Consider the following 23,125-nt stretch of genomic DNA (forward strand, 5'->3'; position numbering starts at 1 on the left):
TCATGATGAGCGCTGCATCCATCAGGCAGCCGGATCCGCTGAGCAGCGGATCCAGGATTGCCGTCTCCGTCAGCAATCTCGATATCCGCTTCGGCGACAAGGCCAATGAGTTCACGGCCCTGTCGGATGTCTCGGTGGATATTCCGGAAGGCTCCTTCGTCACCATGCTTGGTCCGTCGGGCTGCGGCAAGTCCACGCTGCTGCGCTGCATTGCCGATCTCGTGCATATCAGCGACGGTTCGGTCTCCGTACTCGGCCGCTCGCCACGAGAGGCGCGCGAGGACAGAGACTTCGCCTTCGTCTTCCAGGATGCGACGCTGCTGCCCTGGCGCAGCGTCATCGACAATGTTCGCCTGCCGGTCGAAGTCGGCAAGCACGACAAGAGCTCCTATGCCGATCCACATGACCTGCTGGCGCTTGTCGGCCTCAAGGGCCGCGAAAATGCCTTACCGCACGAGCTTTCCGGCGGCATGCGCCAACGCGTCGCGATCGCCCGGGCACTGGTCACCCGTCCGCGCATCCTGCTGATGGACGAGCCCTTCGGCGCGCTTGATGAGATCACCCGCGACAAGCTCAACGAGGAGCTCTTGCGCGTCTGGCAGGGGACGGGAACGACGATCGTCTTCGTCACCCATTCCATTCCGGAAGCCGCCTTCCTCGGCCAGCACGTGCTGATGCTGCAGGCCCATCCCGGCCGCGTGAAGGAGTTCATGAAGGTCGATCTGCCCTATCCGCGTTCGCTCGCCATGCGCGATACCGTGGAGTTCATCAAGGTGACGGCGCATCTGCGCTCGCTGCTGGAGGAATGTCTATGAGCAATGCCCTGCAGACCGAAGGGCGCAGCCTCGCCCACGCACCGCGCAGGATCGCGCTTCTGGATGCGACCCTTGGCGTCTTCTCCTCGCATATGCCCGCGATCGTGGCGGCGATCGGCTGCGTCGTGCTCTGGCAGCTCGTCGTCTGGATCTTCAAGATCCCGACCTTCATGGCTCCGGGCCCAATCGACGTCGTCCACGCCTTCCGAGACAATGCGCCGACGCTGATGAACAATTTCCTGCCGACCCTGCTGGAAGCCGCACTCGGTTTCGTCTTCGGCAATCTCGTCGCTATCATGCTCGCGATTTGGTTCGTCCATAGCACGACGGCGGAAAAGGCCTTCTATCCTATCGCCGTCTTCGTCAAGGCGATCCCGATCATCGCCTTGGCGCCGATCCTGGTGCTCATCTTCGGCAACGGCATAACGCCCAAGATCATTATCGCAGGGCTGATCTGCTTCTTCCCGACGCTGGTCAATATGGTCCAGGGCCTAAGGTCTGCAAGCCCGGCCATGCTCGATCTGATGCGGGTGCTGTCGGCGAGCAATTCGGAGATCCTGTGGAAGGTCCGCTTTCCGAGCTCTCTGCCCTTCCTCTTCGCGGCATTGAAGATCGCGGCGACGAGCAGCGTCATGGGGGCGATCGTCGCCGAATGGATCGGCTCCAGCTTCGGCCTTGGCGCCCTCATTATCGAGGCCACCTACAATTTCCGCTCGCCGCTTCTCTACGCGACGGTGGTGATTGCCGCGCTGCTTGCCGTGGTGCTGTTCTTCATCGTCTCAATCGTCGAAGCCAAGGTCGTCCGCTGGAAACCGGCCGGACAACACTGAGCGCACGCAAAAATAAGGAAACACCAATGACTCAGGTTATTCATCAGCCTGCGCGGGAGATCCGTGTCGTCGATCGTTCGGATGTTGTCGTAGTCGGCGGCGGTCCGGCTGGCATTTCGGCTGCCGTCTCCGCCGCCCGCAACGGCGCCACCGTCACCCTTCTCGAGCGCTATCCCTATGTCGGCGGGCTTGCCGCCGGCGGCATGGTGCTGGTGCTCGACGATATGATCAACGAGCTCGAAGTCACCGTGCGCGGCATCTGCATGGAGATGATCGAGCGCATGAAGCGCTGGGATCTTTGCGTCACGCCCACGGAACGCGACCGGCTGATCGAATTTCGCGACACGCCGGAAGCTTGGCAGCGCTGGGCCCGCTGGGGCCTCTTCGATTTCCACACCCAATCGATGCCGCATCCGGTCTGCTTCTCGGCCGCCTTCGATCCTGATGGCTTCAAGCGCGCCGCTTACGACATCATCGGCGAATCCCGCGTCAAGCTGCGCACCCACAGCTGGTTCTCTTCCGCGATCGTCGAGGACGGCGCCATCAAGGGCGTCATCTGCCAGACGAAAGAGGGCCTGCAGGCGATCATGGGTGATGTCGTCATCGACACGACGGGCGACCTCGATGTCGCAGCAAGCGCCGGCGCCTCGCATGTGGAATCGAACTTCATCCTCACCACGGTTTCGCGCTGGGGCGGCGTCGACACCGAAGCCGCCGAGCGGTTTGAATTCGAGGAGCCGGAGGCCTTCAAGAAGCTCGATCACGAGGCCAAACGCCTGATCGGCGGCTGCTGGTCCTTCTGGTGGCTGAAGACGCCGCTTCCGGGCGTCGTCTGGCTCAACTGCCCGCACATGCCCAATCTTTCCGGGCTCAAGACCGAGGACCTGACAAGGGCCGAAATCGAGGGTCGCAACCGGATCGGCCGGCTCTTGGAATTCGCCCGGGAGAAGTTGCCCGGCTTCGAGAACGCCTATGTCGTGGATTTCGCGCCGCAGACGGGCGTGCGCCAGAGTAGACTGCTCGACGGCGAATACGTCGTCACCAAGGACGATGTGATGAACCGCATCCACTTCGCAGACGCGGTCTGCCGCGGTCGCGACTACTACACTCCCTACCGCGCCATGCTGCCACGCGAAGTGGATCAGCTGATCGTCGCCGGCCGCCACTATTCGTCGACGCCGCAGGCGCAGAAATCGAGCCGTGAGATCCCACCTTGCATGGCGATGGGGGAGGCGGCCGGCGTAGCCGCCGTCGTGGCCCTCAATGCAGCGACCACGGTCAAGAAGGCCGATGTTCGGGCGATCCAGAAACAAATGCGGGCACAGGGCGCCGACCCTGGCGACCGGCCATCCGAAAATGCAACATTCCTGGAGGCTGCGGAATGAACTCTCTCCCACTCGACGGCGTCCGCGTGATCGATTTCACGCAGGTCATGCTTGGTCCCTGCTGCACCCAGGTGCTCGCGGACTACGGCGCCGAGGTCATCAAGATCGAAAAGAGCCGGATCGGCGATCTATCGCGCTGGTCGCTGGGATCCGATCCCGATGGGCTGAATAATCCCGTCTTCTGCTCCCTCAACCGCAACAAGAAGAGCCTGGAACTCGACCTCAAGCTTCAGGAGGCACGCGAAGCTGTCCTCACGCTCATCGAAGGTGCTGACGTTGTCGTCAACAACTTCCGTCCGGGCGTCATGGAACGGATGGGCTTCGGCTATGAGGGCCTGAAGAAGATCAACAAGCGGCTGATCTATGCCGTCGGCACCGGCTTCGGGCTTACCGGGCCTTATCAGCACAAAGGTGGCCAGGACGTCCTCGCCCAGGCGCTGACCGGCGTGATGCGGCGCAAGTCCGATGACGGCCATCCAACCTCGATCTATGCGACGCCGCTTGCGGATTATTCCGCCGGCATGCATCTCGTGCAGGGAATTCTTCTGGCTCTGCTGCAGCGTGAAAAGACGGGAGAAGGTCAGCAGGTCGCGGTCAGCCTCTACAATTCGATGCTCGCCATGCAGATGCAGGAAGGCGCTGCCCACATGATGCGCAAGAAGGACCTCAACTGGGGTGCCTTTCCGCTGACCGGCGTCTTCGAGACCACCGACGGCGCGATCGTCATGGTCGGCGCCTTCAAGCAGAACCCGTTGCAGGACATCTGTAACGCGCTGGAGATCGAAGACCTTTCTCAACAACCGCGATACAAGGATTTCGACGCTCAGATGGCGCATCGACCTGAGCTGCAGGCGATCTTCCGCGAGAATTTTGCGAGAAACAGCAATGCCCACTGGCTGAAGCGGCTGGAAGAGGTCGATATCCTCTGCGCGCCGGTTCGCACACTTGCAGAGGCGCTGGACGACGAACAGACGATCATCAACGGAATGATACTTGAAGCCGGAGAAACGGCGGCTGGACCGGTGCGTCTGATTGGCTCGCCGATCGACATGTCGGCCGCTCCGGTGAAGGTGCGCATTCCGCCGCCGCACCTCGGCCAGCACAATGACGAAATCCTGGAAGCGCTCCCGGCACGACAGGGAGATGCGGCATGACCGTCGGATTTTCCGTCGACAACCGAATGGCGCGGGTGACACTCGACCGTCCCGAGCGCATGAATGCCGTCGATGCCGAGACCGAGCGGGAGCTCGAAGCCATTTGGCAGGAGATCGAAGCCCGCGACGACATCAGTTGCGTGGTGCTTACCGGCGCAGGCGAAAAAGCCTTCTCTACCGGGGCTGACCTCAAGGGCAGCGGCAACAAGACCGGCCTTGAATATTGGGCCGAAAGCCGCCCCAGCGGCTTCGGGGGGATCGCCTTTCGAAAAACGCTCGACGTGCCGGTCATCGCCAGGGTCAACGGTTATGCGCTCGGCGGCGGCTTCGAGATGGTGCTCGGTTGCGACATCGTGATTGCGGCGGAGACGGCAAAGTTCGGCCTTCCCGAAGCACGCGTCGGTCGAATGCCGCTCGACGGCGGCATGGTCTTGCTGCAGCGAAAGATCCCCCACAATCGCGCAATGGCCGTCCTCTTGACCGGCCGGCAGTTCACGGCAAGCGAGATGCAGGATTTCGGGATCGTCAACGAGACCGTCCCTTATGCCGAACTCGATGCGGCCGTCGACCGCTGGGTGAAAGAGATCGTGGCTTGCGCGCCTTTGTCGCTCAGGGCCATCAAGCAGACGGTCAACCGCACCGGACACCTGAGCCCAGCCGAAGCCCAAGGCCTGCGCACACCGGCATTGATCCGTGCGCTACAGAGCGAGGATGCCCGGGAGGGCGTTTTGGCCTTTCGCGAAAAACGTGCCCCGGTTTGGCAGGGGCGGTGAGCATGCTATGAATCTCGGGATATTTGGGGGACCTTTTGTGCACGCCAGCATCCTGAGATATTTCATCGAAGTCGCGCGTTCGGGCTCGATCCGCAAAGCTTCCGACGAAGTGCATGTCGCGACATCAGCACTCAGTCGTCAGATCCGCAAGCTTGAGGACGAGCTCGGGACCCCACTCTTCGAGCGTTTTTCCGATGGCCTTCGCCTCACCGCCGCCGGCAAGGTGGTGCTGAAGCATGCCAAGGAGACCATGCACCAGTACGAGATCATGAAGTCCGATCTTGGCGATCTGCAGGGCAAGCGGACAGGCCGCGTAAATATCGCTTGCCTGGACAGTCTCACGGTTCAGTTCCTGCCGGAATTCGTAGCTGCCTTTCACAACAAGAACCCCGCCGTCGACTTCCGCATTCGCGCAGACAACTACAACAATATCTTCCAATTCGTCGCTGACGGCGATTGCGACGTCGGCGTCACCTTCGATCTTGCCCGCCCGCACGACATCAAGCTCGTACACGGTGTACGCATGCCGCTGATGGTGATGGTCGCACGCCATCATCCGCTCGCCCGGCAAAAAAGTGCGACGCTGCAGGAATGCGTGCAGTTCAAGTTGCTGCTGCAACTCGACAACGAGGTGATGAGCTCGATGATCGCCGTGGAGCTGGCCTCGCTGGATCGCGTCGGGCGCACCTTCGTCGCCACCAACAATCAGATGATGCTGAAGCCGCTGATCCTGTCGGGCGAAGGTGTCGCCTTCTTCACACCGCTTGGCCTTTTGGAGGAGTTGAAGGCGGGTGATGTCGTGGCGTTGCCGATTGACGGCTCGCGGCTGCAAAACATGGAGGTCGGCATCGTGACGTCGCGTCACCGGCCGCTCACCCATGCGACGGAGGCGGTGGTTGAGGCCATGAGCATCGAACTCGAAAAATTCGGCCAGCAAATCCAGGAGGTCGTCAGGCGGTGACGGGTGAGCGGCAGATCAGGTTCTTGACGCGGCCGGGGCATGAAAAGGCTCTGCGCGGCGATGCGGCGCTTGCCGCTCTTCCCTCCTGGGCGTCAGACGTCCCGCTGTCCGACGGAGACCTGATCCTGGCGACGCCGGTCAATGCCCATGACCATGGCTATGGCATCAGGACGCTGGATTTCGGCAGTGTGGATGATGCGCTCGAGACGTGGATCCCGACGATGCGCCTGCGGCCGCGCACTGATCCGTACCTTGAGGCTTTGGTCGCGTTTTCCCGACTTGCGCGCAATGGCATCGGCGCGACGATCCATTGCCACAACTCGCTGAATGCCGCGCGGCTTCAGGAGGAAGCACTCGCAGTCGCCGGCGCGGCGGCCGATGTGGGGATCAGGCTCGGCCTCTCCTGCCCGCTTCTCGATCACGATCCCTGGGCCTATGGCGGCGGCCCCCGGAAGCTCAAACCCTTCCTCGATCCAGCCGACTGGGAAACGCTTTCCGCGACTGTGCCTCGATATGCTTTGGCTCGGGAACAGATCGCCGCTGTCGACGCCGTTGCGGCGGCGAACAGATATCCGCTGGTCGACGTCCAGTACGGCCCAATCGGACCGCAGTGGTGCTCGGATGCCCTGCTTGAAGCCATTGCGGAGGCATCCGCTGTCAACAATCGCCGCATCCACATGCACCTTCTGGAAAGCCCGCGCCAGAGGCTCTGGCTTGACCGGCGCTTCCCGCAAGGTATCGTCCGATATCTTGACGAGATCGGCTTTCTCTCCCCCCGCTTGGCCGTGGCGCATGGCGTTCAACTGAGACCCGATGAATACGAACTGCTGGCCGAGCGCGGCGTTCAACTTGTGTCCAATCCCTCGGCGAACTTGCGCCTCCGCTCCGGCATAGCGCCAATTGCAGACGCTGTCACAAAAGGCCTGCATTTTGCGATCGGGCTCGATGGCAGCGCCTTCGACGACGATCAGGATCTGTGGCGAGAGATGCGTCTCCTCTACTTCCTGCACGGCGGGCAGGAACTCGTCCGGAGTTTTACGGCAGCGGCGATCTTTGACGCCGCCATCCACACGGGGGCAGTGGTGGTGAATGCGCCTTCCGGTGAGGACCTGACTGTGGTGAATTATGGCGCGTTAATTGAAGACAGCCTCTTTGATGATCTCGACGAAGCGGAAGTGCTGCTGACGCGGATGTCTGGCCAGCACGCCAAGAGCCTGTATGTGGCCGGCCGCTGCATCATGCGCGACCGGCGCCTTACCAACGTCGATTTCGCCGCCGCCCGCGAAGAACTTCTGGCGCAGGCCAAGGCGGATCTGCCGAGGCTCGCTGCAGAAAGGAAGAATTGCGGCAAGCTCATCGCTGCTACCCGCGCGTATTACGAGAGCTGGGGCTTGGCCGAGGCGTTCCAAGAGTAGGCGAAAGGCCCTATTGCGCTGCCACGCGGACCGGCATTGTCGCGACCACAGGGTGGTCCAGCGCTGTCGTCCGGCTTTTGTCCCATCCTCCAGGCGATCCCAGACCGGTCAGCTCAGGTCCGAAATACTCCCGGTTGATCTGGGCAAACGCCTTTTGTGCCTCGGTCGCCTCTTCGTCATAGGCGATCGCATCCACGGGGCAGATCGACAGACAGAGCCCGCAATTGATGCACTCGTCGGGGTGGATGTAAAACATCCGGCCGCCTTCGTAGATGCAGTCGACAGGACAAGCTGCGGTGCATGCTCCGTCCTTCACATCAATGCAGGGGTCAGTAATGATGTACGCCATAGCTCTTGCAACGCCGTGATTTAGCAAACTATGTCAGGCGTCGGCGTTGCTGGGAAGCGCCCTTTTTCGTTTGCTTCCTTCGAAAAAAGGCAACACCGGATTCTGACATTCAACGCCAGAGTACCGGTATCAGTTCAATCGTGACCTAGCCTCTGGCCCGAAACACCGTCGAAGCTCCGCTCGCCTCTCCGTGCAGACGAAGAAGCTATGATGCCTCCCGGAGGCGACGGCCTTGGACGCGAAGCATTGGCCGAGCTTGCCACCCATCGCGACCAGCTGGCTTACCCGGTCCCCGGTCTCGACGCCTTCCGCGACGACCCTGATGTCCAATTACTGTGTGACGCCTACGACTTCGCTGCCCGGATTCCGCGGAGCCAGCCGCGTCGATTTGCTGTGACACTCAAGATTTCCGTGACATTCAACCACGCGGCGGTGGAGGACGCTTCATAACCAAAAGGTCCCTTACATCATTCAAATCGTCTGGCGATGAGACGGCAACTGTCAGCCATTTCCCGTCAATGTATGTTTTGGCTTCATCGTAGAGTTTGACCACCTGTGAGCGCCAGACATAACGCCGTTCCTCAAACTTCTCTCGTTCTGCTCTCCCCAAGACCACCACGGCCGAAAACAGCCTGTATTCCGGTAGGAAGGTGCAGAACGCCTTGGTCTTCTTGTAACGCAGGGACCAACCGCGTTTCTTGCCACCATAGAGCCAATCCGGAGTGAAAACACCGGGGTAGAATTCCTCGATCCAGTTCCGCAGCTCGGCCCAATGCTCGAACCCCTCCGGTCCGATCCAGTCGCGGACGGCGCTATCATCAGGCGGTGCCGATTTGTCGGTGATCCTGTCGCCGATCTGCGGGACCCCCGCGCCATCAGCGACTGCTACTGTCCTACCGTTAGATAAAACCATCGAAAGATCTCCTGTTTCATGGTCCGGCGGGACGCCGGCGGGTTATGATACTTGCGCACCAACACTTTGCGGCCCGCCTTTGGAAAGCTCCTGTCGCGAAGCGCCCCAGAGCAGAGCTGTCCCGACGGTGGCCGATAGGATGGAGGCGGCGAACACGGCAATCTTGGCGGCCGAAAAGTCGGTGGCGCTTGGAAACGCCTGTCCCGCGATGAAGAGCGACATGGTGAAACCGATGCCGGCGAGAGCCCCCGCACCGGCCAGTTGCCGCCATGTGTACTCCGCCGGTTTGACGGCCACGCCAGCGCGCACGGCCGCGGCGGCCGCGAGGAAGACGCCGAGCGGCTTTCCGATGACGAGGCCGGCGACGATCGCGGCCATGAGCCAACCATGCCCACTGAAGACGTCTAGGTTGATCACCACACCCGCATTCGCCAGTGCGAAGATCGGAAGGACAGCGTAGCTCGACCGCGCGCCGGCGTGCCGCAGCAGCCGGTCGGCGGGCGATTCAAGTCTGTCGTAGATTGCGTCGAGCGCGTGCAGCGCCGGGGTGGAGGGACCGTGCCGGAGAACCTCGCCCTCGCGCCGAGCCTCGGAGGCGATGATGGTGCTGGCCTGCGTCATCAGGGCTGTCAGGTCGGCGGGCGGGCGCGTCGGAATAAACAGCGCCAGTAACACGCCAGCCAACGTCGCGTGCAGGCCGCCCGCAAGGACGAACGCCCACAATGCGACGCCCAACAGGATGTAGGGAGACAGCAGATAGACTCCGGACCGGCTCAGCAGCGCCAGCGCGACGACCACCGCCGCGGCCGCGGCCAAGTAGCCTGGATGGATATCGCCAGAGTAGAACACGGCGACGACGACGATCGCACCGATGTCATCAACAATGGCCGCTGCGGTGAGGAAGATGCGCAGCTCGACGGGGACGCGGTCGCCCATCACGGCGATCAAGGCAATTGCGAACGCAGTGTCGGTCGCCATCGGAACGCCCCACCCGTGCGACCACGGACCCGCAGGGATGACCAGCGCATACAGAAGCGCCGGCGCGACCATGCCGCCGAGCGCGGCCGCGATCGGAAGCGCGGCGGAGCGGCGGCTTGCGAGGTGGCCGACTGTCATTTCGCGCTTCACTTCCAATCCTACGACGAGGAAGAACACCGTCAGCAGGCCGTTGTTGACCCAATTGAGGATGGACATCCGAAAGGCCGCGTCGCCCAAGCTCATCCCGAGCTCCTGGCGCCAGAAGGTCTCGAACACCGGCCCGATCGGCGAATTCGTCAAGACGATCGCCGCCACGGTCGCGAGGACCAGCAAAATACCGGCGGACGGACCCCAGCTCGCGAAGTCCAGGGCTGCCGTACGAACGCGGTGCCCGAGCGTGCCGAGCATCGCGTCGACGAGAGAGCTCTCGTCCCAGGGCCCATCATAGCGCCGGCTGTTGATGTAGAAAGTCGGCGTGAATCTCACGCCGCTTGCACGTGAGCTTGTGACGTCCGCCTCCACCCTCGCCCTCGCGCGCCGCACGGCGTCGTCGTCTCCGAGTGCGAAGTCGGCGTTTACGCCGAGCTCGTCAGCCACCGCGACGAGGTCATCCTCTGTGAGCCGCATCGACCTCGTCATCAGCTTGATATGTGCGGACCAGAATGCCTCGGGCGTCTGAGCAAGCTCAGCGAGCTCGGCGGCTCGAAACGCGAGACTGTTATCCGTGAGCGGCCTGTGCCGGAAGACATACCGGACGCGATCGCCAAGTTGGTCTCGCGCTTGCGCGATTCGTTCGTTGGCCGCCCGGCAGTGCGGGCACGCGTAGCTGCCATACTCGACCAGCGTGATCTCGGCATCGCTGGGGCCGAGCACGTGGTCCGTCTCATGATCGACGGGACGGTCGAGGCGGCCGGGCGGGATTATGAAGTCCATCGCTGAACCGTTCTCTAGGTGTTCGCGCCGGCTGCGACGCCCAAGCGAGACGTCGGCGCTGTCCGGAGGCGCGACGACATCCTCCGGTGGAGGACTCTCGGCCGCGTGGGCGAAAGAAAAGTCGACGTCTCGTTGATCTGCATATCGGACCTCCTGACCTTCGATCGTTCGATGGAACGCCGACTTCGGCCTATACACGAGGGCGGGCGACGATGGCTCGAAGATTGGGTCTATGACGATCTAAAGGAAAATCACCTTTCGCCATGGAGTCGATAGCCGGCCGTTATCGAAAAGACGCTTGGGGCGCTGCGGAGCGAATGCGGCGCTTCCCACCGCGAGGATTCGCCCGAGCGGAACCGTCGGTGACCGCGAAGACGTGTTCATGTCGGTGTCCTCCGGCCAGGCCACGTATTACACGCGGTTATTGAAATCATCGCTTTACGAGCTAATTTTTCGACAATAACGCTGTCTTTGCGAGCGCGGTTGTGAGGCTGCCGCCGACAGCGTAGAGCTCGCGGCAATCAGAGTTACGAGTAGACTTATAACCCGAAGCATCGCAGGACGGTCGCCGCCCCCTAGTGGATCGATGCTGAGGAAAGGCCCCCCCGCCTCTCGCCCTGAAGGAGCTCGGCGCGCGGCACAGGCTTCTCTCTACCGGCATTGATACTGCGGCTGGCCGGAGCAGTTCGACATCGAGATCGACTACGTCCCAGCACTCTAGGAGCGAGATACGACCATGTTTTCAGTGATTTTCGAGGTCTTCCCCAATAAAGAGAACTGGGACGACTACTTCGACAACGCCAAGATGCTGCGCCCGGAGCTGGAGCAGGTCGAGGGCTTCGTCGACAACATTCGCTACAAGAGCCTGACCCGCGAGGGCTGTATCCTTTCGCTTTCGAACTGGCGGGACGAGAAGTCGCTCGTCCGATGGCGCACCCGCATAAGTCATCACGAGGTCCAGCAGAAAGGCCGCGACGAAATCCTCGCGGACTACCACCTACGCGTCGGCCAGGTCATTGCCGACAATCAGGTGCCTGCGGGATACGCCCTCACCGAGCAGCGGCTCGACGAGACCGAAGTCGGGGACGGAACGACGGTCACGCTGATCAACGCCACGCGCCCCGCGGAATGGAAGCAGACCAACAACCCTTACGACTGCGCCGAGTGGCTCGGCCTGAACCCGTGGGCGACCGACAGCACGTCCTGGGACATCTTCGATGCCGTGCTCACGCCCGGCGACCTGATTCTGCTCATATCCTGGAAGGACGCCGCCGCGGCGCAGGCCTACGAGGATGCTTCCGCGCCGAATGACACGGCGAGGGTCCGGAGAGTGCGGATCGTGCGCGATTACGGGAAATACGACCGTCGCGAAGCGCCTCAATACTACGCAGACGCAAAGGGCGGCGAGACCCTCCGCGCCTGACGCCACTCCGTCGGAAAGGGCTGGCCTGCGCCGACTTCGATCCGCGTTCGCTCAGGCGCGAGCTGTGGAGGAGCCAAGGTCGATCTCGCGAGGCGGCAGCGACGACACACGATCAAGAAGAGCTGTCGAAATTCTCGGTTCAGGCAGGTGGCGGCACTCGTTGGATATCGTGAAGACGGATGCTATGGCGATCTTATCCAGACACGCCCTTTTGGTCAGTTGGCGAGCGGACGGAGCGCCTGGATGAGGCCATCCGCCGCGAGCAGAAACCCGTCGTACATGACGCGGCCGTCGGGCGCGATCACGACGAACCAAGGGGTTCCGCCGGAGCGATATGCCTCGATGATCGCGGGCACAGCGTTCACTGAGGCCGAGTCAGCGACAGCGTGCCCGAAGGGAACACGTAGTCCATATCGTCGCTGATTTTCCCGCAGACGATCGAAGGTGTTGACTTCGGAACCCTCGAACACAGTCTGGATGGCTGCCAAGCCAACTCCCTTATCGCGAAGCTCCTCGGCAAGTGTGACAAATGTGGGAAAGCCGTGTCTATGACAGCCCTCACACCAATCCTGAAAGAAATACAGTATCCTGAAACCCCGCCCCAACTCGGCCAAGGTCAGGAGGCTACGCTCGTCGCCATTTTCATCAATCCACCGGACATGCTCAAGCGGAGGGGCAGGCAGCCCCACAATTCCCATTTCCATGAAATCCTCCATTAGCGGGCTCACGACGTCTTGCCGTGAGCCCCAGTCTTGCTAGGCGACAGCACCGGTCCTGTGCGGCAACACCCAGTTCGGACGTGCAAAATGGCAGGTGTATCCGTGCGGAATGCGTTCGAGATAGTCCTGATGCTCCGGTTCGGCCTCCCAGAAATCACCAACCGGCTCGACTTCGGTGACGACCTTGCCCGGCCATATTCCCGACGCATCGACATCTGCGATCGTATCGAGTGCAACGACCTTTTGCTGGTCGCTATTGAAATAGATCGCCGAGCGATAGCTCATACCACGGTCATTCCCTTGGCGGTTGAGCGTCGTCGGATCGTGGATCTGGAAAAAGAACTCGAGCAATCGGCGATAGGTGGTCTGAGAGGGATCGAAGACGATCTCGATCGCCTCGGCATGGGTGCCGTGATTGCGATATGTCGCATTCGGCACGTCGCCACCTGTATACCCGACCCGGGTCGAGATCACACCGGGCAGCTTGCGAATGAGGTCCTGCATGCCCCAAAAGCAACCACCGGCGAGAACAGCACGTTCAGTCGTCATTGGATATCCTCCACTTGGTTGAGATATTCACCGTAACCCTGCTCCACCATCTTGTCGCGGGGCACGAAGCGCAGCGAAGCCGAATTGATGCAGTAGCGCAGGCCGCCACGATCGCTCGGTCCGTCTGGGAAGACGTGACCGAGATGGCTATCGCCATGCATCGAACGCACTTCCGTCCGGATCATGCCATGGCTGTTGTCGTGCAGCTCATTCACGTTTGCGGGCTCGATCGGCTTGGTGAAGCTCGGCCATCCGCAGCCCGACTCGTATTTGTCCGACGATGCGAACAGCGGCTCACCTGAGACGATATCGACGTAAATGCCTGGCTCTTTGTTGTTGAGAAGGGCGCCGGTTCCTGGACGTTCGGTCCCACTCCGCTGCGTCACCCGATATTCCTCAGGCGACAGCCTAGCGATCGCAGCTTCTGTTTTCTTGTAGCTTGCCATGGATTTCTCCTTCGAATTCACGCCAGAGAAGATAGGTACTCGATCCGAAGGTATCCAATACGCTAAGACTATAGTTTCCATTACCATCGGCGTGCACGCTGGCGCCCCCATTTGGTGTGGGGCCCTTGCGCGATCGCCGCGGCATCGAATTTCGGCGCTCCCACGAACCATTTCGACGGTCGCGATCTTGGTGTTTCCGGCCATTCGACCCGCGGAGAAGCACCCGGCGCGCCACGGCTTTCTCATGTCGGCGGGGCGACCGGAATCGGGAGATGATGAAGAAAGGCGGTCGGTGTCATTTTCATTACTTGTCGGAAGGCAAACGAGAACGCTGCAGTGCTCCCGAAGCCCACATCTGCGGCGACCTGAGAGATTGTACGCCCCGCCGAAAGTTGATCGATTGCGAGGGCTATTCTTGCTCTTTGCCGCCAGGCCTTGAAGGTCAATCCCGTTTCTACCGGGAACATGCGGCTGATCGTGCGAATCGATGTGGCCGCGCGAATGGCAAGGTCACTTACGCCGAGGTGCATCCGCGAATCCGCCAAAGCCAGATCAGCGACACGTCTACCGATCGTGCTTGTCGGCATCGGAAGGAACACCGGAATGTCGGGTGTCTCGATAAGCTCGTGAAGAATCAATCGAACGGCAAGCTCGGCTTTTTCGAACGGTATATCGTCCTTGAAGGCCGACAGGATCAATTCCCGTAGAAGTGGTGTAGCCACGAGGGCGAATATGCAATCGAGTGGCCTTTCCGGCGCCCACTTCTGTAAAGCCGACGGGTGCCAGTAGATCATCCGTAATTCGGTATCGGAAAGCATATCGACCCGATGAGGTATGCGGGCCGGCATCCAGAGCGCGAGCTGAGGCGGAACGAACCACCGTCCAGATTCGGTGTAGACCTGTATCGTTCCCGAAGCAGCAAAGATCACTTGTGATTCTGCATGCGTGTGCCATGCGACGGCCTCCCCTTTGCGGAACGTCCTGCTAAGAATGCTGAACGGCATCGGTATCTGCGCTTGGCGTTTCATATACGTCGATTGGCCACACATCGTTGACACGCCTTAGTATCATTGCGCGATGAGTTGGTCGAGCGTCTGTCGCCCAGACCGTCTTGTCCTTGTCCATCCGACCTTTTCTAACGAGAGAGCTAATGGTGAAGAGAATGCCGGTCACTGGTGTGCGGCCATGGCCAACCCAACTCAACTGTTCCCGCGACATCAAGTATCGATCTGCGGACTCCGCTACTGAGAGTATGCGTAAAGTCGGATCCCCAAAATTCGCGCCGGAGATTGCATCCTGATGGACCGCGTCGAATCTCTAACGGCGTCGAAGCGTCGCTGGGCAATGCTCTGCATCTTGCTTGGACTTGGTCTAAGTTCCCTTGGAAGCGCGATCGCGAATATCGCCTTGCCGAATATCTCGCGTTCATTCGCGAGTAGTGACGCGGCAACCGTTTGGGTCGTGAACGCCTATCAGCTTTCGGCAATGGTGTGCTTGTTGCCCGTTGCAAGTCTGGCCGAAACACTCGGTCTGAAGCGCGTTTATGCCGTCGGCCTAGCTATTTTTGTTATCGCATCACTGGGGTGCGCTTTCGCTCCAGCATTGCCGATGCTGGTGATTGCGCGCTTGATTCAGGGTGCTGGAGCGGCCGGGATTGCTGTGGCCGGCGTTGCGTTTGTACGCGTGATCTATCCGCACAAAATGGTCAGCAAGGGCCTCGCGTTGGTCGCATTAGCCGTGGCGATACCTGGAGCATTGGGGCCTACCATCGCGGCGACAATACTTGCCGTGGCAAAATGGCCCTGGTTGTTTCTGGTGAATGTGCCATTTGGCCTCGCGGTACCGCTATTTATTGCCGCGGCGCCATCGGACGTTCGGGTTGCTCGCCCTCTCGATTTGACCGGGATCGCTCTCAATGCGCTAGCGTTCGGCCTTTTCATCGTTGGCGTCGGCTCGCTGGGTATCGGCGATTGGCGCATTGCGACAGGAGAAATCGTAGCTGGTCTTGTCTGTTTTAGTCTCTTCGTTCGACAACAGCTTCACCACCCGGCGCCCATGTTGCCATTCGATCTTTTCCGTATACCTCTGTTTACCCTATCAGTGTGGACATCTGTCTGCTCCTATGCAGCACAAATTCTGGCTTACATTTCCTTGCCGTTCTTATTTGAGACGGGGCTGCATCTCTCGGCCGTGGAAACAGGTCTCCTTGTGACGCCCTGGCCGTTCATGACCGCCGTCACGGCTCCAGTCGCGGGTCGCTTGACAATTCGCTACCCCGCTTCGGTGATCTGCAGCATTGGTTTGGCGTTGTTGGCGGCCGGTTTGCTTCTGATGGTCTTCTTGCCGACAACTCCAGCGAAGTGGGATGTCGTATGGCGGCTGGCACTTTGCGGTATCGGCTTTGGCCTTTTCCAGACCCCGAACAATACCGCGATGATGACGGCTGGACCCATAGGGCGCAGCGGTGCCGCAAGTGGGATGAATGCTGCGGCTCGCTACGTCGGATGGTCACTCGGTTCCGCCTTGGTCGCGCTGATCTTCGGCTTGGGCGGAGATCATGCCACGGTCCTTTGTTTGGTCGCCGGAACGGGCTTCGCTTTGATGGGAGCCGTTACCAGCAGCGCTCGTCGGTTTCGATAGCGTCCGAAACGGGACCCTAAGCCCCTTCCGAGCCGCCCACTCTCGCCGCGGCCGGGCTCGGGGTTATCGCAGCTATCAAGGCGCCGCCGATCGAGGTCACGGCGGCTACGGCGAGACCGACTTCGTAGCCAGACTCGAAAGACGCGACACCGGCGGCCAGCGCCACGCCGGCAAGCTGCGCAATCCGGCTCGCCGCATTGTTGATGCCCGAGGCAAGCCCTTCGTCCGTCTGGTCAACGCTCGACAGGACGGACGCGGTGAGCGGTGCCACGAGCACGGCGAAGGACAGGCCAAGCAGTGTCATGGGCCCGATCACGCCGAGCATCAGGGATTCTTCCTGGCCGAGCGCCATCCAGACATAAGCAAGCGCCGCACCTGCGGGCCCCGCGATGAGCAGGGCCCGCGCGCCAATCTTGTCCGCCAACCTGCCGAACACGCCCGACAAGAGTCCGACGCCGAGCGCGAAGGGCAAGAACGCCAAACCGGCATCGGTGGCCGGCAGGGCGCGGCGGTCGACCAGATCGAATGGGAGCAGGAAGAACATGATCGAAACCGCCCCATAGATCATCAGTGTCGCGACGTTCAGCCCGAGGAAGGCGCGGTTCTCCACCAGGCGAGGAGGCGTCATCGGGTGTTTGCTTCTGCGCTCCCAGAACGCATAGACGGCGAGACCGACAATGCCGAGCCCAGCGACAATCGTGAGCACCGTGCCCGTTTGGGCCGGCGCGTCCGCGGCGGCCTGAGTTTCAGTGGGGCCGATCTGGCTGAGCGCCCAGGCGAGCGCCCCGAGCGCGGAAGCCAGGATCGCGGCGCCAATCACGTCGAACTTGCGTTGGATGCGGCCGTCCTCAGGCGCGAAGACCAGTAGAACTCCTACTGTTACGACCGCGATCGGCGGGTTGATCCAGAACACGGATGGCCAGCCAAAGGTCTCGGTCAGCCAACCGCCCAGAACAGGACCTCCGGCGGTGGTGAGCGCCGATGCCGCGGCCCATATGCCGATCGCCCGGTTCCGCTCCGCGCGCGGATATGTGGCCCCAATCAGGGCGAGGCTGGCGGGGGTGACGATCGCCGCGGCCGCTCCTTGCGCGACGCGGGCAGCGATCAGCCAGGCGGGCGAAGGCGCCATCGCGCAAGCCGCGGACGCCAGACCGAACAGGACGCAGCCGAGCGCGAGCATCCGCGCCTTGCCATAAACATCCGCGAGGGCGCCGCCGATCAATGTCAGCGAGGCGAGCGCCAGCATATACCCGTTGAGAACCCATTGAACGGAGGAGAGATCCGCGCCGAAATCAGCGCGCAATCTCGGCAACGCAACCGGCAGCGCTGTCCCATCGATGAACGCCATCGAGGACGCGAGCACACAGGCCGTGAGCACCATGCCCCGCCGAGGCGGCGCTTCCCGCCCGAGCTCTCGCGGGCAGGGTTCCGCATCGATAACGCCGCGGCTGCACTGCTCTACAAACGACTGCGTCATTCATCGCCCTCCCCGCCAATCTGCCGCTCGTGGGTCGCATCGGCGAACGACCGATTGTTGTTGGGGAATGTGCCGCCGCTGGCCTTCTTCCAGGTCCAGACCTTCGGTGGAATATACTCGCTGCTACCGCTCATGATACGTTCTCCTGGGATTCACTTACGCCGCGGGCGGGAAATTCGACGGGAAGAGCGCGCGCTTGGTTTCTTCGTCATTGACCTGCTTGAAGGAGTGGTCCTTGCCAATTTCACGCGCGCGGGCCACGGCCGGTCGCGCATCGACTGTCTCGAACAGGCGTTTGAGGTTCGGGAACGGCGCGAGCGGATCTTCGGCGCCCTTCCTCACCCGTGAGGCGCGGTCGAGCCAACCCCACGCCGAGATGTCGGCGATAGTGTAGGTCTCACCGACGATGAAGCTTCGGCCGTCGAGGTGTTCGTTCAGGACCTGGTAATGGCGTTCCGCCTCGCGGCGATACCGGTTCACCGCATAGTCGAGACCCTCGGGCGCGGCGAACTGGAAATGCACGGCCTGGCCGGAGAACGGTCCAAGACCGGACGCGATGAAGAGCAACCACGAGAGGAGTTCAGGCCGGTCTTCGGGCTTGCCGAGGAATTTGCCAGTCTTTTCGGCGAGATAGATCAGGATCGCCGTCGAATCGAAGACGCGTGCCTCGTTGCCGCCAGGGCCTTCCGTATCAGCGATCGCCGGCACTTTGCCGTTCGGATTGATGGCGCGAAACGCCGTCATGTGCTGTTCGCCCTTGCTCGTGTCAACCGGCACGACCTCGTAGGGGAGCCCCGATTCCTCCAGAAAGAGAGCGATTTTCGCGGGGTTCGGCGTCGGATGAAAATAGAAGCGGATCATGTGACTCCCGTTCGGGTTCGGTTGTTTTGGGCTTGTCGCCGTTCAATTCCGGACGATGCGCCGTGCCAGCGGCTCTGCTGGGGGCTTCTGACAGAAAGCAGTCTCAAAGCGTGGCGGTCAACGTGCTGCGGGAGCAAGAGGTCCAAAGCCCTCCATCGGACAATCGACGCAGCTTCGCTCATCGCAGTAACGACAAGTGATCAGCGCGGAGCGCGTTCTCGAGCAGCGCTGCGGCGATTATTTCGGCTATGCGTTCGAGCGGCGCGGCCGGTACCGCCGGCTCGAACGAGAGCTCCTTAGGCCCGCTTCAGATCCTCGACCAGCATCGCCGTGGCGTGGCGCGCGAGCGCCTGTGTCGGGGCGTTGGTATTGCCGCTGGTGATGTTCGGCATGATCGAGGCGTCGATCACCCGGAGGCCGTCGACCCCGCGGACCCTGAGCCTCGCGTCAACCACCGCTCGCGCATCCTGGCCCATCCGGCACGTGCCGACCGGGTGCCACATCGTCGTCACGGCACGCTTCACCCATTCGCCGATCTCGGCGTCCGACTGGGTGCGCGGGCCGGGCTCCATCTCTTCGTCGATCACAAGCGCCAACGACTCCTGTGCCATAACCTTGCGGATCGCGCGCACTGAATCCACCACGGCCCTCAAGTCTTCTTCCTCGCCGACGAAGTTCGGGTTGATGAGGGGCATCGACGTCGGGGCGCTGTCGGCCAACCGCACCCAGCCGCGGCTCTTGGGCCGAAGCACGACGAGTTCGAAGGTGATGCCGGACCGGTCCCCGGTCGGGGTGAGTTCCTGGTTCGCGATGATAGGAGCGTGATAGCATTGGATCGTGGGTTCGGCGGTGAAGTCGGACGGATTCCAATGGGAAACGGTCTCGATACCGTTGCCAGCCGCCGGGCCATCCTTGGTCACGAAATAGCGCAGGCCCGCCTTCACGCTGCCGAGGCCATGCGCGGCAGCCTGATAGCCGAGATCACCCTTCACATAAGCACGGACCGGTACCATCGGGTGGTCCTGGAGATTTTCGCCCACCTCCGGAGAATCGACGATCACCGCGATGCCGTGCTGGCGAAGCTGCTCGGCTGGCCCGATGCCAGAGTGCATGAGGATCGTCGGGCTATGGACGCTGCCTGCCGACAGCACAACCTCGCCGGCCATGATCCTCTCCAGGTCCCCATCCATGAGCTCGACGCCGACGGCCCGCTTGTTTTCGACCAGAATGCGAACGACGGTCTTGCCGGTGAGCAGGGTCACGCGGCCCGAGGCGAGGTGCGGACGCAGATAAGCGTCGACCGCGCTGCACCGCCGGGCATTTCCGACCGTAGACTGCACCGGCGAGACGCCGATCTGGCTCTTGCCGTTATAGTCGGGATTATAGGGAATCCCATATTCCTGGAATGCCTTGAGGCAGTATTGGTTCAGCTTATTGATGCCCTTGGGCAACTGGACCGCCAGGCCACCATTGATGCCGTGATATTCGTCGTGGAAGGTGTCGTTGTCTTCCTGCGCCATGAAGACGGGAAGCAGGTCTTCATACGACCATTTGCCGGTGTCGCCGACCGCGTCTTGCCACGCCGCGTAGTCGCCTGCTTGGCCACGAACGTAGGCCATTGCATTAATCGAGGAGCCGCCGCCAAGGACTTTGCCTGAGCGATACGCGCGCTTGGTGCCGTGCTGGGGAACTGTCTCGTATTTCCAGACATGCCGGTCGTGGGCCAGTATTTTGGCGAAGCCGGCAGGAATGTGGATGAACGGATCGCGATCCGTGTCGCCCGCTTCGATCAAAGCGATCGACGCATCGGTGTGTTCGGCGAGATAACTCGCGACGACGCAGCCGGCCGCGCCCGCGCCAACAATGACAATGTCGTAGGCTTCCTGGGACATCAGTGTCTTTCTCTTTCGCACCATTATTATCGTTCAATCAACGACCGTAGCTGGGCGCCGCGCCGTCGCGGCACCTGATCCTGAGATTCATTGGACCATGCGTTGAAGAATGACTTTCCAATGCTGGCGAGGGAAATCACCTCTCGCCATGGAGTCGATAGACGATCGTTATTGATGCGCGCCGCGCGGCATGATGCCGTAGCGAGGAATGCCGCGAGCCGAATGGCACCTTCGAAACCGACATTGTCATTGTGCAGAGACTTCTAGAGGGTCGATTTCGGGCCGAAATCGACCGTTACTGAAGGAGCGCTCGTGTGGCTTTCTGGTCGATACTTCGTCAGTGCCGTCTCCAGCACAATTGCGGTCCTATGAGTAGGCCTGGCCCGACGGGTCGCCAGGAGCACCGTAGGGAACACACGGCACATCGGCCCAAGGAAGCGCTGGAAAATCAGCTCTGTTCGCAGGGCCTTGCCGGCCCGCTGATAGACCCTCTCTAGGCCACCGTCACTTCCAGCCCGCGCTGCACCGCCGGACGCGCGAGGCCGCGGTCGAACCACTCCCGCACATGAAGAAAGCGGTCGAAGCCGACGAGCTCGCGCGCTTCGTAAAAACCGATCAGGTTGCGCACCCAGCCGAGGAGCGAAATATCTGCGATGCTGTAGTCAGCACCCATCACCCAGTCGCGGTCCGCAAGCCTTTTGTCGAGGACGCCGAGCAGCCGCGCTGATTCGGTGGCGTAGCGGTCGCGCGGGCGCTTGTCCTCATAGGCTTTGCCTGCGAATTTGTTGAAGAAGCCGACCTGGCCGAACATCGGACCGACTCCGCCCATCTGCCACATCACCCACTGGATCGTTTCGTAGCGGGTGTTCGGATCGGCCGAGATAAACTGTCCCGTCTTGTCGGCAAGATAGAGGAGGATCGCGCCCGATTCGAACAGCGCGAGCGGCGTGCCGCTCGGCCCGTCAGGGTCGTAGATTGCGGGAATCTTGCCATTGGGGTTGAGCGCCAGAAAGGCCGGGTCGTGGTTTTCGTTCGCCATGATGTCGATCCGGTGCGGCTCGTAGGCGAGGCCCGTTTCCTCAAGCATGATGCCGACCTTCACACCATTGGGCGTCGGCAGGGAAAAGAGCTGGAGCCGATCGGGGTGCTGCGCCGGCCAGCGCGCGAAAATTGGATGATTGACTGTCACTTTCTCTCTCCTAGGTAAGCGGCCGAACCGCGCCGGGACATGGCCAAATCTTGCGCCTGGATGCGTGCTATCCAAAAGGCGACGATAATTAACGAGGAGGACAGAACCACTCGCCCTCCCCTAGTCCTCACGGACGAACGCGGATGATCGTCTTCCCGCTGATCCGCTTGGTCGGATTGAAAGCGGCGACGGCTTCGTCGAGGGTCGCGATGTTGCCGATGTTCGTCCGCAGTCGTCCGTCCCGCACCCGCTGGATGATCTCACCCAGTTGGACGCGATCGGAGACGAGAACAAAGTCGACCGTGAGGCCGTCGGCGGGCCGCGCCTCGGTCGGCCCGGCGATGGTCACCAGTGTTCCTCCGGCCCGGATCAGGCCCGCGGAGCGCTTCGCGATGTCGCCACCGATGACGTCGAAAACCAGATCGACTGCGCCGACGTCTTCGAGGGTGTCGCTGTCAAGGTCGACGAACTCCTGCGCGCCGAAGTCGAGCGCCTTCTGACGGTCGGCGGCGCGTCCGGTGCCGATGACGTAGGCACCGGCCTCACGCGCGAGCTGCGCCACCATCGAACCGACTGCGCCGGCCGCGCCGTGCACGAGGACGCTCTGCCCCGCCTGAAGGCGGCCGTGTTGGAATAGTCCCTGCCACGCGGTCAGGCCAGGCATCGCCACGCTCGCGCCCACCGTAAAGTCGACGTCGCCCGGCAGCGGCGCGAGGTTGCGTGCCTCGACGGCCACATACTCCGCCAGGGTGCCGCCGCGATACGAGTCAGAGAGGCCGAACACTCGCTGTCCCACCGACAGACCCGTCGTGCCATAACCGAGGGCCGTGACCACTCCGGCCAGCTCCTGCCCGGGAATCGATGGTGTTCGGTCGCGGTCGAGGCGATCGGTCCAGGTCGAAGGCCACGTTAGTTCACCCGAGGTGAATCCCGACGCATGAACCTGAACGACGACGTCGTTTATCGCCGCCTGCGGCTCGGGCAGCTCCATCAGCTTCATCCCAGCCGTTCCCGCAGCCTGATCGGTCACAACGATCGCCTTCATTGTCCACTTCCTTGTGTGTGGTATGTGGTCATCTTCCGAACTCCCTTGCGAACGATCGAAAATACGACTGCGAAACTCGATGGTCCAATGACCCGCGGCTATGGAATCGATGCCATCGGCGCGGCGCGCAAAAATCGCGGATCCTGATTTGCTACTAAATTATCTTAGCTTTATCGGCACGGACAAAAAGCCCGGATGCCTCCCTTGGGTGCATCCGGGCTTTAGAAGTTCAGATCGACCCGGCCGGTGTCACGGCGGGAAAGTCCTTCTCGGGATCGAACACGTTGTTGAAGAAGTTCGTCAGGGAGTACATGGCCACCAGTGCGACGATCTCGATGATATCAGCATCGGTGTAGCCGGCATCGCGGACGGCTTTCA

23 protein-coding genes and 1 pseudogene are annotated in these 23,125 nt (G+C 61.6%); 10 read left to right on the forward strand and 14 right to left on the reverse strand.

Annotation, left to right across the window (positions count from 1 at the left end; all coding sequences use genetic code 11):
* Positions 1–2: 2 nt before the first annotated feature.
* From HGP14_RS29580 to HGP14_RS29610, 7 genes are read left to right on the forward strand one after another with little or no spacing between them, the layout of a single operon-like run.
* Positions 3–815: an ABC transporter ATP-binding protein gene (locus tag HGP14_RS29580; protein WP_168833417.1), complete on the forward strand. Its 813-nt coding sequence runs from the start codon at positions 3–5 to the stop codon at positions 813–815.
* Entirely contained in the window at positions 812–1,645 is an 834-nt protein-coding gene (locus tag HGP14_RS29585; protein WP_168833418.1) for an ABC transporter permease, read from the forward strand. The genes HGP14_RS29580 and HGP14_RS29585 overlap by 4 nt, the downstream gene beginning before the upstream one ends.
* A 26-nt stretch (positions 1,646–1,671) precedes the next feature.
* Positions 1,672–3,030 (forward strand): FAD-dependent oxidoreductase, encoded by a 1,359-nt coding sequence (locus HGP14_RS29590; protein WP_168833419.1) that lies wholly within the window; start codon positions 1,672–1,674, stop codon positions 3,028–3,030.
* Positions 3,027–4,184, forward strand: coding sequence for a CaiB/BaiF CoA transferase family protein (locus HGP14_RS29595; RefSeq protein ID WP_168833420.1), 1,158 nt, complete (start codon positions 3,027–3,029; stop codon positions 4,182–4,184). Before HGP14_RS29590 ends, HGP14_RS29595 begins: the two co-directional genes overlap by 4 nt.
* Positions 4,181–4,957 carry an enoyl-CoA hydratase-related protein gene (locus tag HGP14_RS29600; protein ID WP_168833421.1) on the forward strand — a complete coding sequence of 259 codons (777 nt, stop codon included), beginning with the start codon at positions 4,181–4,183 and terminating at the stop codon, positions 4,955–4,957. The genes HGP14_RS29595 and HGP14_RS29600 overlap by 4 nt, the downstream gene beginning before the upstream one ends.
* 37 nt (positions 4,958–4,994) lie before the next feature.
* On the forward strand, positions 4,995–5,918 hold the full coding sequence (locus tag HGP14_RS29605) for a LysR family transcriptional regulator (RefSeq protein WP_168833422.1): 924 nt from the start codon (positions 4,995–4,997) through the stop codon (positions 5,916–5,918).
* Positions 5,915–7,333 carry an amidohydrolase family protein gene (locus HGP14_RS29610; protein WP_312862219.1) on the forward strand — a complete coding sequence of 473 codons (1,419 nt, stop codon included), beginning with the start codon at positions 5,915–5,917 and terminating at the stop codon, positions 7,331–7,333. The genes HGP14_RS29605 and HGP14_RS29610 overlap by 4 nt, the downstream gene beginning before the upstream one ends.
* Before the next feature lie 10 nt (positions 7,334–7,343).
* Here HGP14_RS29610 and fdxA read toward each other — a convergent pair whose 3' ends face one another.
* Entirely contained in the window at positions 7,344–7,682 is a 339-nt protein-coding gene (gene fdxA / locus HGP14_RS29615) for a ferredoxin (RefSeq protein WP_168833423.1), read from the reverse strand.
* Between the two features lie 207 nt (positions 7,683–7,889).
* Here fdxA and HGP14_RS29620 point away from each other — a divergent pair, with 207 nt between their 5' ends.
* Positions 7,890–8,132: a hypothetical protein gene (locus tag HGP14_RS29620; protein WP_168833424.1), complete on the forward strand. Its 243-nt coding sequence runs from the start codon at positions 7,890–7,892 to the stop codon at positions 8,130–8,132.
* Here HGP14_RS29620 and HGP14_RS29625 read toward each other — a convergent pair.
* Positions 8,101–8,595, reverse strand: a complete 495-nt coding sequence (locus tag HGP14_RS29625) for a DUF3788 domain-containing protein (protein WP_168833425.1) — start codon at positions 8,593–8,595, stop codon at positions 8,101–8,103. The genes HGP14_RS29620 and HGP14_RS29625 overlap by 32 nt on opposite strands.
* A gap of 42 nt (positions 8,596–8,637) precedes the next feature.
* Positions 8,638–10,506 carry a Na+/H+ antiporter NhaA gene (nhaA, locus tag HGP14_RS29630; RefSeq protein WP_168833426.1) on the reverse strand — a complete coding sequence of 623 codons (1,869 nt, stop codon included), beginning with the start codon at positions 10,504–10,506 and terminating at the stop codon, positions 8,638–8,640.
* Between the two features lie 736 nt (positions 10,507–11,242).
* Between nhaA and HGP14_RS29635 the strand changes: the two genes are divergently transcribed.
* Positions 11,243–11,929, forward strand: a complete 687-nt coding sequence (locus HGP14_RS29635; RefSeq protein ID WP_168833427.1) for an antibiotic biosynthesis monooxygenase family protein — start codon at positions 11,243–11,245, stop codon at positions 11,927–11,929.
* A 215-nt stretch (positions 11,930–12,144) separates the two neighbouring features.
* Here the strand turns inward: HGP14_RS29635 and HGP14_RS29640 are convergent, their stop codons facing one another.
* From HGP14_RS29640 to HGP14_RS29655, 4 genes are all read right to left on the reverse strand, one after another.
* Positions 12,145–12,633: a peroxiredoxin family protein gene (locus HGP14_RS29640; RefSeq protein WP_168833428.1), complete on the reverse strand. Its 489-nt coding sequence runs from the start codon at positions 12,631–12,633 to the stop codon at positions 12,145–12,147.
* Positions 12,634–12,684: 51 nt separating this feature from the next.
* Positions 12,685–13,197 carry a peptide-methionine (S)-S-oxide reductase MsrA gene (msrA, locus tag HGP14_RS29645; protein ID WP_168833429.1) on the reverse strand — a complete coding sequence of 171 codons (513 nt, stop codon included), beginning with the start codon at positions 13,195–13,197 and terminating at the stop codon, positions 12,685–12,687.
* The gene (gene msrB, locus HGP14_RS29650; RefSeq protein WP_168833430.1) at positions 13,194–13,643 is read right to left on the reverse strand and encodes a peptide-methionine (R)-S-oxide reductase MsrB; all 450 of its coding nucleotides are present in this window, start codon (positions 13,641–13,643) and stop codon (positions 13,194–13,196) included. Before msrB ends, msrA begins: the two co-directional genes overlap by 4 nt.
* Positions 13,644–13,885: 242 nt before the next feature.
* Positions 13,886–14,647: an AraC family transcriptional regulator gene (locus HGP14_RS29655; RefSeq protein ID WP_168833431.1), complete on the reverse strand. Its 762-nt coding sequence runs from the start codon at positions 14,645–14,647 to the stop codon at positions 13,886–13,888.
* A gap of 295 nt (positions 14,648–14,942) precedes the next feature.
* Between HGP14_RS29655 and HGP14_RS29660 the strand changes: the two genes are divergently transcribed.
* Positions 14,943–16,283 (forward strand): MFS transporter, encoded by a 1,341-nt coding sequence (locus tag HGP14_RS29660; protein ID WP_168833432.1) that lies wholly within the window; start codon positions 14,943–14,945, stop codon positions 16,281–16,283.
* A 16-nt stretch (positions 16,284–16,299) separates the two neighbouring features.
* Here the strand turns inward: HGP14_RS29660 and HGP14_RS29665 are convergent, their stop codons facing one another.
* From HGP14_RS29665 to HGP14_RS29695, 7 genes and pseudogenes are all read right to left on the reverse strand, one after another.
* Complete coding sequence (locus HGP14_RS29665) at positions 16,300–17,760, reverse strand: MFS transporter (protein WP_168833433.1); 1,461 nt, start codon at positions 17,758–17,760, stop codon at positions 16,300–16,302.
* A complete protein-coding gene (locus HGP14_RS29670) occupies positions 17,757–17,894 on the reverse strand; it encodes a hypothetical protein (protein WP_168833434.1) in 138 nt (45 codons plus the stop codon). The genes HGP14_RS29665 and HGP14_RS29670 overlap by 4 nt, the downstream gene beginning before the upstream one ends.
* A gap of 22 nt (positions 17,895–17,916) precedes the next feature.
* On the reverse strand, positions 17,917–18,621 hold the full coding sequence (locus HGP14_RS29675) for a glutathione S-transferase family protein (RefSeq protein WP_168833435.1): 705 nt from the start codon (positions 18,619–18,621) through the stop codon (positions 17,917–17,919).
* A gap of 296 nt (positions 18,622–18,917) precedes the next feature.
* Entirely contained in the window at positions 18,918–20,513 is a 1,596-nt protein-coding gene (locus tag HGP14_RS29680; protein WP_168833436.1) for a GMC family oxidoreductase, read from the reverse strand.
* Positions 20,514–21,006: 493 nt separating this feature from the next.
* Entirely contained in the window at positions 21,007–21,702 is a 696-nt protein-coding gene (locus HGP14_RS29685; protein ID WP_168833437.1) for a glutathione S-transferase N-terminal domain-containing protein, read from the reverse strand.
* 127 nt (positions 21,703–21,829) lie between these two features.
* Positions 21,830–22,747, reverse strand: a complete 918-nt coding sequence (locus HGP14_RS29690) for an NADP-dependent oxidoreductase (protein ID WP_168833438.1) — start codon at positions 22,745–22,747, stop codon at positions 21,830–21,832.
* Between the two features lie 229 nt (positions 22,748–22,976).
* Positions 22,977–23,125: pseudogene (locus HGP14_RS29695) on the reverse strand (carboxymuconolactone decarboxylase family protein); the annotation flags it as partial.

This window comes from Rhizobium sp. P32RR-XVIII (assembly GCF_012641395.1).
Taxonomy (GTDB): Bacteria; Pseudomonadota; Alphaproteobacteria; order Rhizobiales; family Rhizobiaceae; genus Rhizobium.